The sequence below is a fragment of the Streptomyces sp. NPDC005485 genome, from assembly GCF_040606085.1.
GTDB lineage: Bacteria > Actinomycetota > Actinomycetes > Streptomycetales > Streptomycetaceae > Streptomyces.
The window spans coordinates 20,486-33,668 of the sequence record NZ_JBEXDZ010000051.1; the positions used below are offsets into that span (position 1 = coordinate 20,486).

Annotated in this window: 12 protein-coding genes and 1 pseudogene; 10 read left to right on the forward strand and 3 right to left on the reverse strand. The window is 69.5% G+C overall.

The annotated features are described in order from the left end of the window. Positions 1 to 12: 12 nt before the first annotated feature. Positions 13 to 918, reverse strand: coding sequence for a PD-(D/E)XK nuclease family protein (locus ABZS97_RS19025; RefSeq protein WP_356139273.1), 906 nt, complete (start codon positions 916 to 918; stop codon positions 13 to 15). Between the two features lie 175 nt (positions 919 to 1,093). On the opposite strand from ABZS97_RS19025, the gene ABZS97_RS19030 reads away from it, so the two are divergent. The 3 genes from ABZS97_RS19030 to ABZS97_RS19040 all read left to right on the forward strand — a co-directional run bounded on the left by ABZS97_RS19030 (position 1,094) and on the right by ABZS97_RS19040 (position 4,331). Further along, complete coding sequence (locus tag ABZS97_RS19030) at positions 1,094 to 2,644, forward strand: site-2 protease family protein (RefSeq protein ID WP_356139331.1); 1,551 nt, start codon at positions 1,094 to 1,096, stop codon at positions 2,642 to 2,644. A 38-nt stretch (positions 2,645 to 2,682) separates the two neighbouring features. Then, positions 2,683 to 3,585: a tRNA (adenine-N1)-methyltransferase gene (locus ABZS97_RS19035; protein WP_356139275.1), complete on the forward strand. Its 903-nt coding sequence runs from the start codon at positions 2,683 to 2,685 to the stop codon at positions 3,583 to 3,585. Positions 3,586 to 3,761: 176 nt separating this feature from the next. Then, positions 3,762 to 4,331, forward strand: coding sequence for a hypothetical protein (locus tag ABZS97_RS19040; RefSeq protein ID WP_356139277.1), 570 nt, complete (start codon positions 3,762 to 3,764; stop codon positions 4,329 to 4,331). Between the two features lie 37 nt (positions 4,332 to 4,368). Here the strand turns inward: ABZS97_RS19040 and ABZS97_RS19045 are convergent, their stop codons facing one another. Beyond that, positions 4,369 to 4,674, reverse strand: coding sequence for a ferredoxin (locus ABZS97_RS19045; protein WP_356139279.1), 306 nt, complete (start codon positions 4,672 to 4,674; stop codon positions 4,369 to 4,371). 255 nt (positions 4,675 to 4,929) lie between these two features. Between ABZS97_RS19045 and arc the strand changes: the two genes are divergently transcribed. From arc to prcA, 6 genes and pseudogenes are all read left to right on the forward strand, one after another. Then, the gene (gene arc / locus ABZS97_RS19050) at positions 4,930 to 6,696 is read left to right on the forward strand and encodes a proteasome ATPase (RefSeq protein ID WP_356139281.1); all 1,767 of its coding nucleotides are present in this window, start codon (positions 4,930 to 4,932) and stop codon (positions 6,694 to 6,696) included. A 234-nt stretch (positions 6,697 to 6,930) separates the two neighbouring features. Next, entirely contained in the window at positions 6,931 to 8,442 is a 1,512-nt protein-coding gene (dop, locus tag ABZS97_RS19055) for a depupylase/deamidase Dop (RefSeq protein ID WP_356139283.1), read from the forward strand. A 119-nt stretch (positions 8,443 to 8,561) separates the two neighbouring features. After that, positions 8,562 to 8,780 (forward strand): ubiquitin-like protein Pup, encoded by a 219-nt coding sequence (locus ABZS97_RS19060; RefSeq protein WP_037739193.1) that lies wholly within the window; start codon positions 8,562 to 8,564, stop codon positions 8,778 to 8,780. A gap of 127 nt (positions 8,781 to 8,907) precedes the next feature. After that, a pseudogene (locus tag ABZS97_RS19065) lies at positions 8,908 to 9,117 on the forward strand (endonuclease domain-containing protein); the annotation flags it as partial. Further along, positions 9,069 to 9,914, forward strand: a complete 846-nt coding sequence (gene prcB, locus ABZS97_RS19070) for a proteasome subunit beta (RefSeq protein ID WP_356139286.1) — start codon at positions 9,069 to 9,071, stop codon at positions 9,912 to 9,914. The pseudogene ABZS97_RS19065 and the gene prcB, both read left to right, overlap by 49 nt. Positions 9,915 to 9,971: 57 nt before the next feature. Beyond that, complete coding sequence (gene prcA / locus ABZS97_RS19075) at positions 9,972 to 10,718, forward strand: proteasome subunit alpha (RefSeq protein WP_356139288.1); 747 nt, start codon at positions 9,972 to 9,974, stop codon at positions 10,716 to 10,718. Between the two features lie 88 nt (positions 10,719 to 10,806). On the opposite strand, the gene ABZS97_RS19080 is transcribed toward prcA, so the two are convergent. After that, a complete protein-coding gene (locus tag ABZS97_RS19080; protein ID WP_356139290.1) occupies positions 10,807 to 11,808 on the reverse strand; it encodes a LacI family DNA-binding transcriptional regulator in 1,002 nt (333 codons plus the stop codon). Positions 11,809 to 11,916: 108 nt separating this feature from the next. On the opposite strand from ABZS97_RS19080, the gene ABZS97_RS19085 reads away from it, so the two are divergent. Next, complete coding sequence (locus ABZS97_RS19085; RefSeq protein ID WP_356139292.1) at positions 11,917 to 13,176, forward strand: MFS transporter; 1,260 nt, start codon at positions 11,917 to 11,919, stop codon at positions 13,174 to 13,176. The last annotated feature ends 7 nt before the right edge of the window (positions 13,177 to 13,183 follow it).

A 13,183-nucleotide genomic window follows, 5' to 3' on the forward strand; every position in this document is an offset into this window, starting at 1 on the left:
AAGTCTCCTTCGCTAGTCCGGCCCCATTCTGCCCTGCTGGATGTCGGTCGACTCGGGCGCCCTGACCGGCAGCGGGTACGGCGGGGGAGTGCCACCGAATTCAGGACATACCGCCTGGTGGTCGCACCAGCCGCAGAGCTTGGTGGGACGCGGCCGCCACTCACCCGTCTCGGTGGCCAGCCGGATGGCCTCCCACAACGCGAGCAGCTTCCGCTCGACACGCTCCAGGTCGGCGATCGCCGGGTCGTACGTCAGCACGTCCCCGCTGCCGAGATAGACGAGCTGGAGACGGCGCGGGACCACCTGCTTCAGCCTCCACACCACCAGTGCGTAGAACTTCATCTGGAACAGGGCACCCTCGGCGTACTCCGGCCGTGGCGCCTTGCCCGTCTTGTAGTCGACGATCCGCACGTCGCCCGTCGGGGCCACGTCGACCCGGTCGATGATGCCGCGCAGCTTGAGCCCCGAGTCGAGCCGTGCCTCGACGAACAGCTCACGCTCGGCGGGCTCCAGCCGCGTCGGGTCCTCCAGGCTGAACCAGCGCTCCACCAACTGCTCGGCCTCACCCAGCCAGCGCGCCAGCCGCTCGCCCTCGGGATCGTCGGCGAACAGCTCCACGACCTCCGGTCTGGTCTCCCGCAGCCGGTCCCACTGACCCGGGATCAGGGACTTGGCCCGCGGCGCCGTCCGCTCCGTCGCCGGAGCGTCGAAGAGCCGCTCCAGGACCGCGTGCACCAGCGTGCCGCGGGTGGCCGCCTCGCTCGGCTTCTCGGGCAGCTTGTCGATCACCCGGAACCGGTACAGCAGCGGGCACTGCATGAAGTCGCTGGCGCGCGAGGGCGACAGCGACGCCGGGGGCACGGCGGCCACGGCGCCACCGCTGCCGGGCTCCGCGACGCCGTCGGTGCTGGTTTCCATGACGACAGACCTTACGGCCCGCCACTGACAGTCACACCGTCCCGGCTCATGCGACGGCACGGAAAACAGAGGGGGTGCCGGGGCCGAACGCGCCGCGACGGCCGCATACCATCGACCGGAGACCCTCCTGCCCTGCATGATCGAGAGCGGGAGACGCTTCGAACGAGGGGACATCGTGGACGAGAGCGGCGGGAGCGGGCAGCCGCGGTCCGGCAACGACACGACCACCGAGCGGCACGCAGGGCCCGAGGCCCCCGCCGCCGACGCCGTACGCCCCGAGACGGAGTCGCAGGAGGACCGCACCCGGCCGGAACCCACAGGGTCCGACGGCGAGACCCCGCTGGCGCCGGCCCCCACGCAACAGGGAACGGCGCAGGGAGCGGACGCACCGCACCGCACCGAGCGTGATCCCAGCGGCGAGCCGGGCACCAGCGGACAGGACGGCAACCCGGAGGGTTCCGCACCCGAGGTGCCCACCGCCCCCCGGCCCCCGGCCGACGACACCACCACCGGCGCCCCCGCCCCCCGCACCCTCGCCGCCACCGGCCGGAGGCGACCGCCCAAGCGTTCCAAGGAGCCCGGAGGCGGGCTGCTCATGGGGCGGCCCTTCGGCGTCCCCGTGTACGTGGCGCCCAGCTGGTTCCTCGTGGCCGCCCTGATCACCTGGGTGTTCGGCGGCCAGCTCGACCGCGTGCTGCCCGAACTCGGCGCCGCCCGCTACCTCGTCTCCCTCTTCTTCGCGGTCGCCTTCTACGCCTCCGTACTCATCCACGAGCTGGCCCACACCGTCGCCGCGCTCCGCTTCAAGCTCCCGGTGCGCCGCATCCAGCTGCAGTTCTTCGGCGGGGTGTCGGAGATCGAGAAGGAGTCGGAGACACCCGGCCGGGAATTCGTGCTCGCCTTCGTCGGACCGCTGCTCTCGCTCATCCTCTCGGGCCTCTTCTACCTCGCCATGCAGACCGTCGAGCCCGGCACCGTCCCGGGCGTGCTGCTGGCCGGCCTGATGGTCTCCAACCTGATCGTCGCCGCCTTCAACCTGCTCCCCGGGCTCCCGCTCGACGGCGGCCGCATGCTCCGCGCCGTCGTCTGGAAGATCACCGGCAGGCCGATGACCGGCACCATCGCCGCCGCGTGGGTCGGCCGCGCCCTCGCCGTCTCGGTACTGATCGGACTGCCCCTGCTCACCCAGTCCGGCACCCTCGGCGACGCACCCGACGACATCGGCGGCATGGACACCGTCATGGACGCGCTGCTCGCCGCCATCCTCGCCGCGATCATCTGGACCGGCGCCGGCAACAGCCTGCGCATGGCCCGTCTGCGCGAACACCTCCCGGAGCTGCGCGCCCGCTCCCTCACCCGGCGCGCCGTCCCCGTCGAGACCGACACCCCGCTCTCGGAGGCACTGCGCCGCGCCAACGACGCCGGGGCCCGCGCCCTGGTCGTGGTCGACCCGGACGGCGAGCCCCTCTCCCTCGTCCGCGAGGCCGCCATCGTCGGCGTACCGGAGCACCGCCGCCCCTGGGTCGCCGTCAGCGGTCTGGCCCAGGACCTCACCGACGGCATGCGGGTCTCCGCCGAACTCGCCGGCGAGGACCTCCTGGACACCCTGCGGGCCACTCCCGCCACGGAGTACCTGGTGGTGGAGGAGTCCGGCGAGATCTACGGCGTCCTGTCGGCGGCGGACGTGGAACGCGCCTTCGTGAAGGCGATGGCCCGGCCTTCCTAGTGGTCGGCACCCCCTGCCGGGACCGGTAGGCTGTTCACATGTCCGAACCGACCGGTGCCGCCCGCAGGCGCGGGCCCTTCAAGGTCGGGGACCAGGTTCAGCTGACCGACCCCAAGGGCCGCCACTACACGTTCACGCTCGAAGCGGGGAAGAACTTCCACACCCACAAGGGTTCCTTCCCGCACGACGAGCTGATCGGCGCTCCCGAGGGCAGCGTTGTCCGCACCACCGGAAACGTCGCCTACCTCGCGCTGCGCCCCCTGCTCCCCGACTACGTCCTGTCCATGCCCCGCGGTGCTGCCGTGGTCTACCCCAAGGACGCGGGGCAGATCCTCGCCTTCGCCGACATCTTCCCCGGCGCACGCGTCGTGGAAGCGGGCGTAGGCTCCGGCTCGCTCAGCAGCTTCCTGCTGCGCGCCATCGGCGACCAGGGCATGCTGCACTCCTACGAGCGCCGCGAGGACTTCGCCGAGATCGCCCAGCAGAACGTGGAGCGCTACTTCGGCGGCTCGCACCCCGCCTGGCAGCTCACCGTCGGCGACCTCCAGGACAACCTGTCCGACACGGATGTCGACCGTGTCATCCTCGACATGCTCGCCCCCTGGGAGTGCCTGGAGGCCGTCTCCAAGGCGCTCGTCCCCGGCGGCATCCTGTGCTGCTACGTGGCGACCACCACCCAGCTCGCGCGGACCGTCGAGTCCATCCGCGAGATCGGCTCCTTCAACGAGCCGACCGCCTGGGAGTCGATGATCCGCAACTGGCACGTCGAGGGCCTGGCCGTCCGCCCCGACCACCGGATGATCGGCCACACCGGCTTCCTGCTCACCGCCCGCCGCCTCGCGGACGGCGTCGAGCCGCCCATGCGCCGCCGTCGCCCCGCCAAGGGCGCCTACGGCGAGGACTACACGGGACCCAACGCCGACGGCGGCTCCGGCCGCTGACGACCCAACGCACCACGACTGTGGCCGAGTTCCCGGAACGCTCCCGGAACTCGGCCACAGCACTTTTCCGTTGACGCCGCGCCAGAACCTCGGACCCCGCCGTTCCGCTCCCCTGTGACGTGTGGCACCATGCGGGTCACCCCACCGGCACAGCCCTCACAGGAGACACATCTCTCGTGCAGCAATCCGCCGTCCCGGAACTGGCGCACACGCACGCCCGCCCCATCCACTGGCTCGCCACGGCCACCGCCCTCGCCGGTGTCGTCGCACTCTCCTCCGTGCTGCAGCCGTCACCGGCGACCGCGGCCCAGCACGGCCCCGAGGCGAAGCCCGCGGTCGCGGCCGCCCCGAGCACCACCGGAGTCGACTTCCCGATCGAATGCGGCCCCGCCAAGGCCCTCGTGGAGACGAAGGCCTCCGGGGACCTCGACGGCGACGGCAGCCCGGAAACCGTGGCAGTGGTCCGCTGCGACGCCGGCTCCGGCACCCCGCCGAGCGGCGTCTACGTCCTCACCCGAGCCGAGGGCGAGGCCCGGCCCCGCGTGGTGGCCACCCTCGTCGACCCGAAGAAGCGCCTGAGCGTCACCGACTTCGCCGTCCACGACGGAGCCGTCACGGCGACCCTGCTCGGCTACTCCTCGACCGACGTACCCAGTTGCTGCCCGGACGTGAAGGACAGCGCCAAGTGGCAGTGGAAGGACGGAGCGTTCGTCCGCTCGACCCCGTCCCAGGCCCGGAGCGTGTGAGGAAACAGACAGGCCGTGACGCGGGGTGCGCCAGTGGTCACTCCGCGTCCGGTCCGTACACCTCGACCCTGTCCGAAACCCGACGTACGTGGATGCAGTCGCCCGGGCACTCCTTCGCCGAGTCCACGACATCCCGCACAAGCGTCAGCGGTACGGGTGTTGTGGCGCCCGTGTCCTGCAGCAGCTCGTCGTCGGCGCTCTTCACATAGGCCAGGCCGTCGATGTCCAGCTCGAAGACCTCGGGGGCGTACTGGACGCAGATGCCGTCACCGGTACAGAGGTCCTGATCGATCCAGACCTCCAGTGCGTCGCCGTCGACTCCGGCCTTCTGCTGCACGGTCATGTCTCCTGCCGTTTCCTGCGTCGGCCGAACCGGAATAAAAAGCAAGTCGGCCCAGCTCTGACGGGTGTTGAACAGTTCGACCCTACCTCTGGCGGCTTCCCAATCATGTTCGGTGGGTATTCCCCTGGCGTGAGGGAGAGCGCAAGGGTGAAGATCGGACACACCCCGACAGTCTTTGTGATCTAGGGGTTTCAATCGACACCCACCCAGGTAGGGTCTGGAAGCGTCCAGCTCCCCTTGGAGGAGGTGAGGACCGTGGCAGCCCACGACGACGACATGAACCGCGGCATCCGCCCGGGACGAGGGTCCGATGACCCCGCCGGGCAGATTGCCTACCTTGAGCAGGAGATCGCCGTCCTGCGACGCAAGCTCGCCGACTCTCCGCGGCATACGAGGATTCTCGAAGAGCGGATCGTCGAGCTGCAGACCAACCTGGCAGGCGTGTCCGCCCAGAACGAGCGGCTCGCCAACACACTCCGCGAGGCCCGCGACCAGATCGTGGCCCTCAAGGAGGAGGTCGACCGGCTCGCACAGCCGCCGGCCGGCTTCGGTGTCTTCCTCGAGGCGAACGAGGACGGCACGGCGGACATCTTCACCGGCGGCCGAAAGCTCCGGGTGAACGTCAGCCCCAGCGTCGAGCTCGAAGAGCTCAGGCGCGGCCAGGAAGTGATGCTCAACGAAGCGCTCAACGTGGTCGAGGCCATGGAGTACGAGCGCGTCGGGGACATCGTCACCCTCAAGGAGATCCTTGAGGACGGCGAGCGGGCCCTGGTGCTGGGGCACACGGACGAGGAACGAGTGGTGCGGCTCGCCGAGCCGCTGCTCGATGTCAACATCCGCCCCGGCGACGCCCTGCTGCTCGAACCCCGATCCGGTTACGTCTACGAAATCGTTCCCAAGAGCGAGGTCGAGGAACTCGTCCTCGAAGAGGTCCCCGACATCGGCTATGAGCAGATCGGCGGTCTGGGCGGCCAGATCGAGATGATCCGTGACGCGGTCGAGCTCCCGTACCTCTATCCCGACCTCTTCAAGGAGCACGAACTGCGGCCGCCCAAGGGTGTGCTGCTGTACGGGCCCCCCGGATGCGGCAAGACGCTCATCGCCAAGGCCGTCGCCAACTCGCTGGCCAAGAAGGTCGCCGAGGTGACCGGACAGGCCACCGGCAAGAGCTTCTTCCTCAACATCAAGGGCCCCGAGCTCCTCAACAAGTACGTCGGTGAGACCGAGCGGCAGATCCGCCTCGTCTTCCAGCGTGCGCGTGAGAAGGCCAGCGAGGGCACTCCCGTCATCGTCTTCTTCGACGAGATGGAATCCCTCTTCCGCACCCGTGGGTCGGGCGTCAGCTCGGACGTGGAGAACACCATCGTCCCGCAGCTGCTCGCCGAGATCGACGGCGTGGAGGGCCTGCAGAACGTGGTCGTGATCGGTGCCTCCAACCGCGAGGACATGATCGACCCCGCCATCCTGCGCCCCGGCCGCCTCGACGTGAAGATCAAGATCGAGCGTCCGGACGCCGAAGCGGCCAAGGACATCTTCCAGAAGTACCTCACGGAGCGGCTCCCGCTGCACCCCGAGGACGTGGGGGAGCACGGCGGCGACAAGGTCACCACCGTCCAGAGCATGATCCAGACGGCCGTGGAACACATGTACACGGAATCCGAGGAGAACCGCTTCCTGGAGGTCACCTACGCCAACGGTGACAAGGAAGTCCTCTACTTCAAGGACTTCAACTCCGGCGCCATGATCGAGAACATCGTGGGCCGGGCCAAGAAGATGGCGATCAAGGACTTCCTCGACCACAAGCAGAAGGGCATCCGCGTCTCCCACCTCCTCCAGGCATGTGTGGACGAGTTCAAGGAGAACGAGGACCTGCCCAACACCACCAACCCGGACGACTGGGCCCGAATCTCCGGAAAGAAGGGCGAACGGATCGTGTACATCCGTACGCTCATCACCGGAAAGCAGGGTGCGGACACCGGACGCTCCATCGACACCGTGGCCAACACCGGGCAGTACCTGTAAAAGACAGGGCGGCTGCGGGTGCCCGAGCCGGGTACCCGCAGCCGACTGTTTTTCGGGTCACGGCTGGAGCAGAGCAATGACGCAAATGATCTCCCCACCAGCGCAGAGGCGCTCTAGGCTCTTTCGTACCGCCGAGTCGCGCAGTGCGGGGACGGGCACCGCACACGCACCGGAGCACCAGCGGTACTTGAGCAGCGTCCCCGACCGAGGGCGCCGCCGGGCAAGGAGGGCCGCATGACCGTACGGCGAGTAATGGGCATCGAGACGGAGTACGGGATCTCCGTCCCTGGCCACCCGAACGCCAATGCCATGCTCACCTCGTCCCAAATCGTCAACGCCTACGCGGCGGCGATGCACCGGGCGCGCCGCGCCCGCTGGGACTTCGAGGAGGAGAACCCGCTCCGGGACGCGCGAGGCTTCGACCTCGCCCGTGAGGTCGCCGACTCAAGCCAGCTCACCGACGAGGACATCGGCCTCGCCAATGTCATCCTCACCAACGGCGCGCGGCTGTACGTCGACCACGCACACCCCGAATACAGCGCCCCCGAGGTCACCAACCCGCTGGACGCCGTCCTGTGGGACAAGGCCGGCGAGCGCATCATGGCGGAGGCCGCGGACCGCGCGGCCCAGCTCCCCGGCGCCCAGCCGATCCACCTCTACAAGAACAACACCGACAACAAAGGCGCCTCCTACGGCACGCACGAGAACTACCTGATGAAGCGGGAGACCCCCTTCTCGGACATCGTGCGCCACCTCACGCCGTTCTTCGTCTCACGCCAGGTCGTCACCGGAGCGGGCCGCGTCGGTATCGGTCAGGACGGGCACGAGCACGGCTTCCAGCTCAGTCAGCGCGCCGACTACTTCGAGGTCGAGGTGGGCCTCGAAACCACCCTCAAGCGCCCCATCATCAACACGCGCGACGAACCCCACGCGGACGCCGAGAAGTACCGCCGGCTCCATGTGATCATCGGCGACGCGAACCTCTCCGAGATCTCGACCTATCTCAAGCTGGGCACCACCGCGCTCGTCCTGTCGATGATCGAGGACGGCTTCATCGCCGTGGACCTCGCCGTCGACCAGCCCGTGCGCACACTGCACCAGGTCTCGCACGACCCCTCGCTGAAGCGGCTGGTCACGCTCCGCAGCGGTCGGACACTCACCGCCGTACAACTCCAGATGGAGTACTTCGAGCTGTCCCGCAAGTACGTGGAGGAGCGGTTCGGAGCCGACGCGGACGACCAGACCAAGGACGTCCTGGTCCGCTGGGAGGACACGCTCAACCGCCTGGAGAACGATCCGATGAGCCTTTCCGGAGAGCTCGACTGGGTCGCCAAGCGTGAGCTGATGGAGGGCTACAGGCGCCGGGACGGCCTCGACTGGGACGCGGCCCGGCTGCACCTGGTCGACCTCCAGTACGCCGATGTACGGGCCGAGAAGGGCCTCTACAACCGCCTCGCGGCACGCGGCAGGATGAAGCGCCTGCTGACCGAGACGGACGTCGACGACGCCCGTACGAAGCCGCCGGAGGACACCCGTGCGTACTTCCGCGGACGCTGCCTGGAGCAGTACGCGGACGACGTCGCGGCGGCCTCCTGGGACTCGGTGATCTTCGATCTCCCGGGCCGGGACTCGCTCCAGCGCGTCCCAACCCTGGAGCCGCTTCGCGGAACGCGTAATCACGTGAAAGAGCTGCTGGACCGGTGCCGTACGGCCGAAGACCTGGTTCGCGTGCTCTCCGGCGGCTGAAAGGTCCACGGCAGGGGAATCACAGAGGTGGGCCTCGCACGTTGCAGAAGTGCGGGGCCGATGTCGGACCCGGCTTGTAGGGTCTGATCAAGAACGTCGAACCGAGCGGGGTGAGGTAGATGGCGACCAAGGACACCGGCGGCGGACAGCAGAAGGCAACGCGTTCCACCGAGGAGGTCGAGGAGCAGGCCCAGGACGCACAGGCCACGGACGACCTCAAGGAACGCCAGGAGAAGCTGAGCGACGACGTCGACTCGGTTCTGGACGAGATCGATGACGTACTCGAGGAGAACGCCGAGGACTTCGTGAGGTCCTTCGTTCAAAAGGGCGGGCAGTAAGCCGCTTCCTCCTTCGAATCGAAGGCTTCCGGGGTGTAAGGGTGACACACGAGCCGGACGTGAAGTGCTGCGCGCGGTGCCGTTGGACGAGGTCGCGCGCAGCACTCGCCGCCCGGAACGAAGGCCCCTTGTGATCCGCTCAAAAGCCCTGGCGGTCCAGGTGGATCACTGCCACAGGACGGGTAGGGTCCGTGGCGTACTGTGCTTCAACTGCATTTCCGGCCTCGGCCTGTTGAGGGGCGATCCCAAAGCTGCGCACCGAGCTGCCGATTACCTGGAAGGAAACGCGTGGAAGCCAACACTCGTAGCACCGGGCGTCTGCCGGCTGCCTTCCTGACGCCAGGGTCGTCGTCCTTCATGGACTTCCTGTCCGCGCACCAGCCGCAGATGCTCCCGGGCAACCGGCAGCTGCCGCCCATGAAGGGTGTCATCGAGGCGCCGCACGGCACGACCATCGTCGCCGTCACGTTCCCCGGCGGCGTGGTGCTCGCCGGTGACCGGCGGGCCACCATGGGCAATGTCATCGCGCAGCGGGACATCGAGAAGGTCTTCCCGGCGGACGAGTACTCGGCCGTCGGTATCGCCGGCACCGCCGGTCTCGCCGTCGAGATGGTCAAGCTCTTCCAACTGGAGCTGGAGCACTTCGAGAAGGTCGAGGGGGCCACGCTCTCGCTGGAGGGCAAGGCCAACCGGCTGTCCACGATGATCCGTTCCAACCTCGGCATGGCCATGCAGGGCCTGGCCGTGGTGCCGCTCTTCGCGGGATACGACGTGGACCGCGAGAGGGGCCGCATCTTCTCCTACGACGTCACCGGCGGCCGCAGCGAGGAGCACGGCTTCGCGGCCACGGGCTCCGGCTCGATCTTCGCGCGCGGCGCCATGAAGAAGCTGTACAGCAAGGACCTGAACGAGCAGCAGGCCACGACGCTCGTCGTGCAGGCCCTGTACGACGCGGCCGACGACGACTCGGCGACGGGCGGTCCGGACGTCGCCCGCCGGATCTACCCGATCGTCACCGTGATCACCGAGGACGGGTTCCGCCGTCTCACCGACGAGGAGTCCTCCGAGATCGCCCGCTCGATCCTGGAGCGGCGCCTGGAGCAGCCCGACGGCCCGCGGGCCGCGCTGCTCTGACAGCGGCCTTCTTCTCAAGGTGATCCAGTGACTTCGACAGAAAGGGACGGATAACCGGTGTCGACGCCGTTCTATGTCTCACCCCAGCAGGCCATGGCCGACCGGGCGGAGTACGCCCGCAAGGGCATCGCCCGCGGCCGCAGCCTGGTCGTGCTGCAGTATGCCGACGGCATCGTGTTCGTCGGCGAGAACCCGTCCCGTGCGCTGCACAAGTTCAGCGAGATCTACGACCGGATCGGCTTCGCGGCCGCCGGCAAGTACAACGAGTACGAGAACCTGCGGATCGGCGGCGTGCGCTATGCCGACCTGCGCGGTTACACCTACGACCGTGACGACGTGACCGCCCGTGGTCTCGCCAATGTCTACGCCCAGACGCTGGGCACGATCTTCTCCTCGGCGGCCGAGAAGCCCTACGAGGTGGAGCTCGTGGTCGCGGAGGTCGGCGAGACCCCTGAGGGCGACCAGATCTACCGGCTGCCGCACGACGGGTCGATCGTGGACGAGCACGGCTCGGTCGCGGTCGGCGGCAACGCCGAGCAGATCAGCAGCTATCTCGACGAGCAGCACCAGGACGGCATGAGCCTCGCCGAGGCGCTCAAGCTGGCCGTGAAGTCCCTGTCCCGGGAACCGAACGGCGGGCAGCGGGAGATCCCCGCGGAGCGTCTGGAGGTGGCGATCCTGGACCGTACGCGTCCGCAGCAGCGCAAGTTCAAGCGCATCGTCGGCCGTCAGCTGGCCCGCCTGCTGGAGGCGAACGGCGCGTCGACCGCCACCGAGGCCGAGGATGCCGCGGACGACGAGTGAGCGACCCGATCGCTGATGTGCGCCCCGGCCGACAGTGGCCGGGGCGCACTGCGTTTCGGGCCGCCGGGGGCCATCGGGTGCAGGGGGTTCAGGAGCGGCCTGGCGGGGCTGTGGAGCCCCGTACGACCAGTTCGACCGGGATGTCCCCGTCCGTCGGCGTACGGCCGTCCAGAACGGCCAGCAGGGCCCGCATGCCGCGTTCGCCGAAGAGCTCGGCGTCGAGCCGGACGGTGGTGAGCTCCGGATCGATGGCGGTCGCGAGTCCGAGGTCGTCGAAGCCGGTGACGGACAGGTCCTCGGGGATGCGCAGGCCGAGTCGGCGGGCGGCCTTGTAGGCGCCGACGGCGAGTTTGTCGTCGTCGCAGATGACGGCCGTGGGCCGCGGGCCGGGTTCGCGGAGGGCGGCTTCGACGGCGGCGAGCGCTCCTTCGACGGAGATCGGCGAGAGCGCCGTACGCACGGTGCCGACGCGCTCGGCGAGTTCCCGCGCGCGTACCTCGAAGGTCCAGGAGGGGATGTCGGCGGCCAGGTGCAGGAAGCGGCGGTGTCCCAGTTCCAGCAGGTGGTCGGCCACCCGCCGTACGCCGTCGGCGATGTCGAGGTTCACGGTCGCGGCGCCGAGGCTGCCCGCGGGGTCGCTGTCGAGCATGACGAGGGGCAGCTGGTCACCGCGGATGGCGGTGAGGGCGTCGGCGGCCATGGAGGAGGCGATGACGCCGTCCAGGGCGGCGCGGGCCGAGCCGAAGGGGTCGCGGGCGGGGCCGATGCCTTCGGGGGAGGGGTAGAGGACCACGCCGAAGCCGTGCTCGGCCGCGACGCGGGCGGCGCCGGTGTAGACGCCGGCGAAGAACTCGGTGGTGAGTGCGGGTACCACGAGCAGGACGGTCCGGGTGCGGCCCAGGCGGAGGTTGCGGGCGGCCAGGTTCGGGCGGTAGCCCAGTTCGCGGGCGGCCTCCCGTACGCGTTCGGCCGTGGGCTGCGAGACCCGGCCGCGCCATTTGTCGCCGAGGACCAGGGAGACGGCGGCCTGGGAGACCCCGGCGGCCTGGGCGACGTCACGGCTCGTGGGCCGGGTGCTGCCTCGTGCCACCGTGCACCTGCGCCTTCTGCTGGACTCGCCGACTGGGCACATGGTACGTATGACGGGAGACGTTATACGTAAAACCTCATGTGTTGCGGGCGAGCAGAAGGACACGACATGGCCGCGGGCTACCTGGAGATCCTCAGGACGAGGCACGCCACGCGCCTGCTCGTCGGCACGCTGGTGGGCCGGCTGCCGAACGCCACCGCCGCGATCGCCGTCGTGCTCTTCATCCGCGCGCAGGGCGGGTCGTACAGCCTCGCCGGGGGGCTCGCGGCGGTCTACGGAGTCGCCAACGCCGCGGGACAGCCGCTGCTCGGCCGGCTCGTGGACCTTCACGGGCAGCCGCGCGTGCAGCTGTCCGCCGCGGTGGTCTCCGCCCTCGGCATGACGGTCTTCGCCCTCGCGGGCACCGATCCGCTGCCGCTCGCGTATGCCGCCATCGCGGCCGCGGGGCTCTTCACGCCTCCCCTGGAGGGCGGTCTGCGGGCGCTGTGGCCCTCCGTCCTCCGTAAGGAGGACCAGGTGCACACCGCGTACGCGATGGACGCCGTCGCGCAGGAAGTGATGTTCACCGTCGGGCCGTTGCTCCTGACGCTGTGCGTGTCCCTGTGGTCCGCGCGGACCGCGCTCGTCGTCCTCGCGGCCATCGGCGTCCTCGGCGCGCTCTCCGTGGTCGTGTCGCCGCCCTCGCGCGCGTGGCGCTCCGAGCCCCGCGAGGCCCACTGGCTCGGTGCGCTCAGGTCGCCCGGGCTCCTCGCCCTGCTCGGCGCGTTCCTGTTCGTCGGCATCGCGCTCGGCTCCATCACGGTCGCGTCCCTGGCGTACGCGGACGACCACGGCGGCGACGCCGTGTACGGCTGGCTCATGGCGGGCATCGGCCTCGGCGCGCTGGTCGGCGGCACCGTCTACGGGGCGCGGCAGTGGCGGGGCGCCCCGGAGCGGCGACTGCGGGTGCTCGTAGCCCTGCTGGCGGTGTGTTACCTGCCGCTGATGCTGGTGCCCGGCGCGGTCCCCATGACGGCGCTCACCGCGCTCGCGGGGCTCTTCCTGGCGCCCTGCATCGCCTGCGCGTTCATCATCGTGGACCGGCACGCGCCGAGCGGCACGGTCACCGAGGCGTTCTCCTGGCTCGTGACGACGTTCACGGTGGGCGCGTCCGTCGGAACGGGCCTTGCGGGGCCGGTCGTCGAGTGGGGCGGCGCGGTGTGGGGCTTCGCCGTGCCGAGCGTCGCCGGAGCCGTGTCGCTGCTGGTGCTGGCGGCCACCGGGCGGGTCCTCGCAGCTCCCGGCGGGGGCGCGGTAGTTGCGGTCTCATCGGAAAATGATCCAAACCGTGCCGTCGAACCCCGTTTCAGCTCAGGGGATCGGGCGTAATGTTCAG

What these genes read in the sequence shown, in the direction of transcription:
- ABZS97_RS19025 (WP_356139273.1), bottom strand. Translation starts at nt 918, where the DNA reads ATGGAAACCAGCACCGACGGCGTCGCGGAGCCCGGCAGCGGTGGCGCC.
- ABZS97_RS19035 (WP_356139275.1), top strand. Translation starts at nt 2,683, where the DNA reads ATGTCCGAACCGACCGGTGCCGCCCGCAGGCGCGGGCCCTTCAAGGTC.
- ABZS97_RS19045 (WP_356139279.1), bottom strand. Translation starts at nt 4,674, where the DNA reads ATGACCGTGCAGCAGAAGGCCGGAGTCGACGGCGACGCACTGGAGGTC.
- dop (WP_356139283.1), top strand. Translation starts at nt 6,931, where the DNA reads ATGACCGTACGGCGAGTAATGGGCATCGAGACGGAGTACGGGATCTCC.
- ABZS97_RS19060 (WP_037739193.1), top strand. Translation starts at nt 8,562, where the DNA reads ATGGCGACCAAGGACACCGGCGGCGGACAGCAGAAGGCAACGCGTTCC.
- ABZS97_RS19085 (WP_356139292.1), top strand. Translation starts at nt 11,917, where the DNA reads ATGGCCGCGGGCTACCTGGAGATCCTCAGGACGAGGCACGCCACGCGC.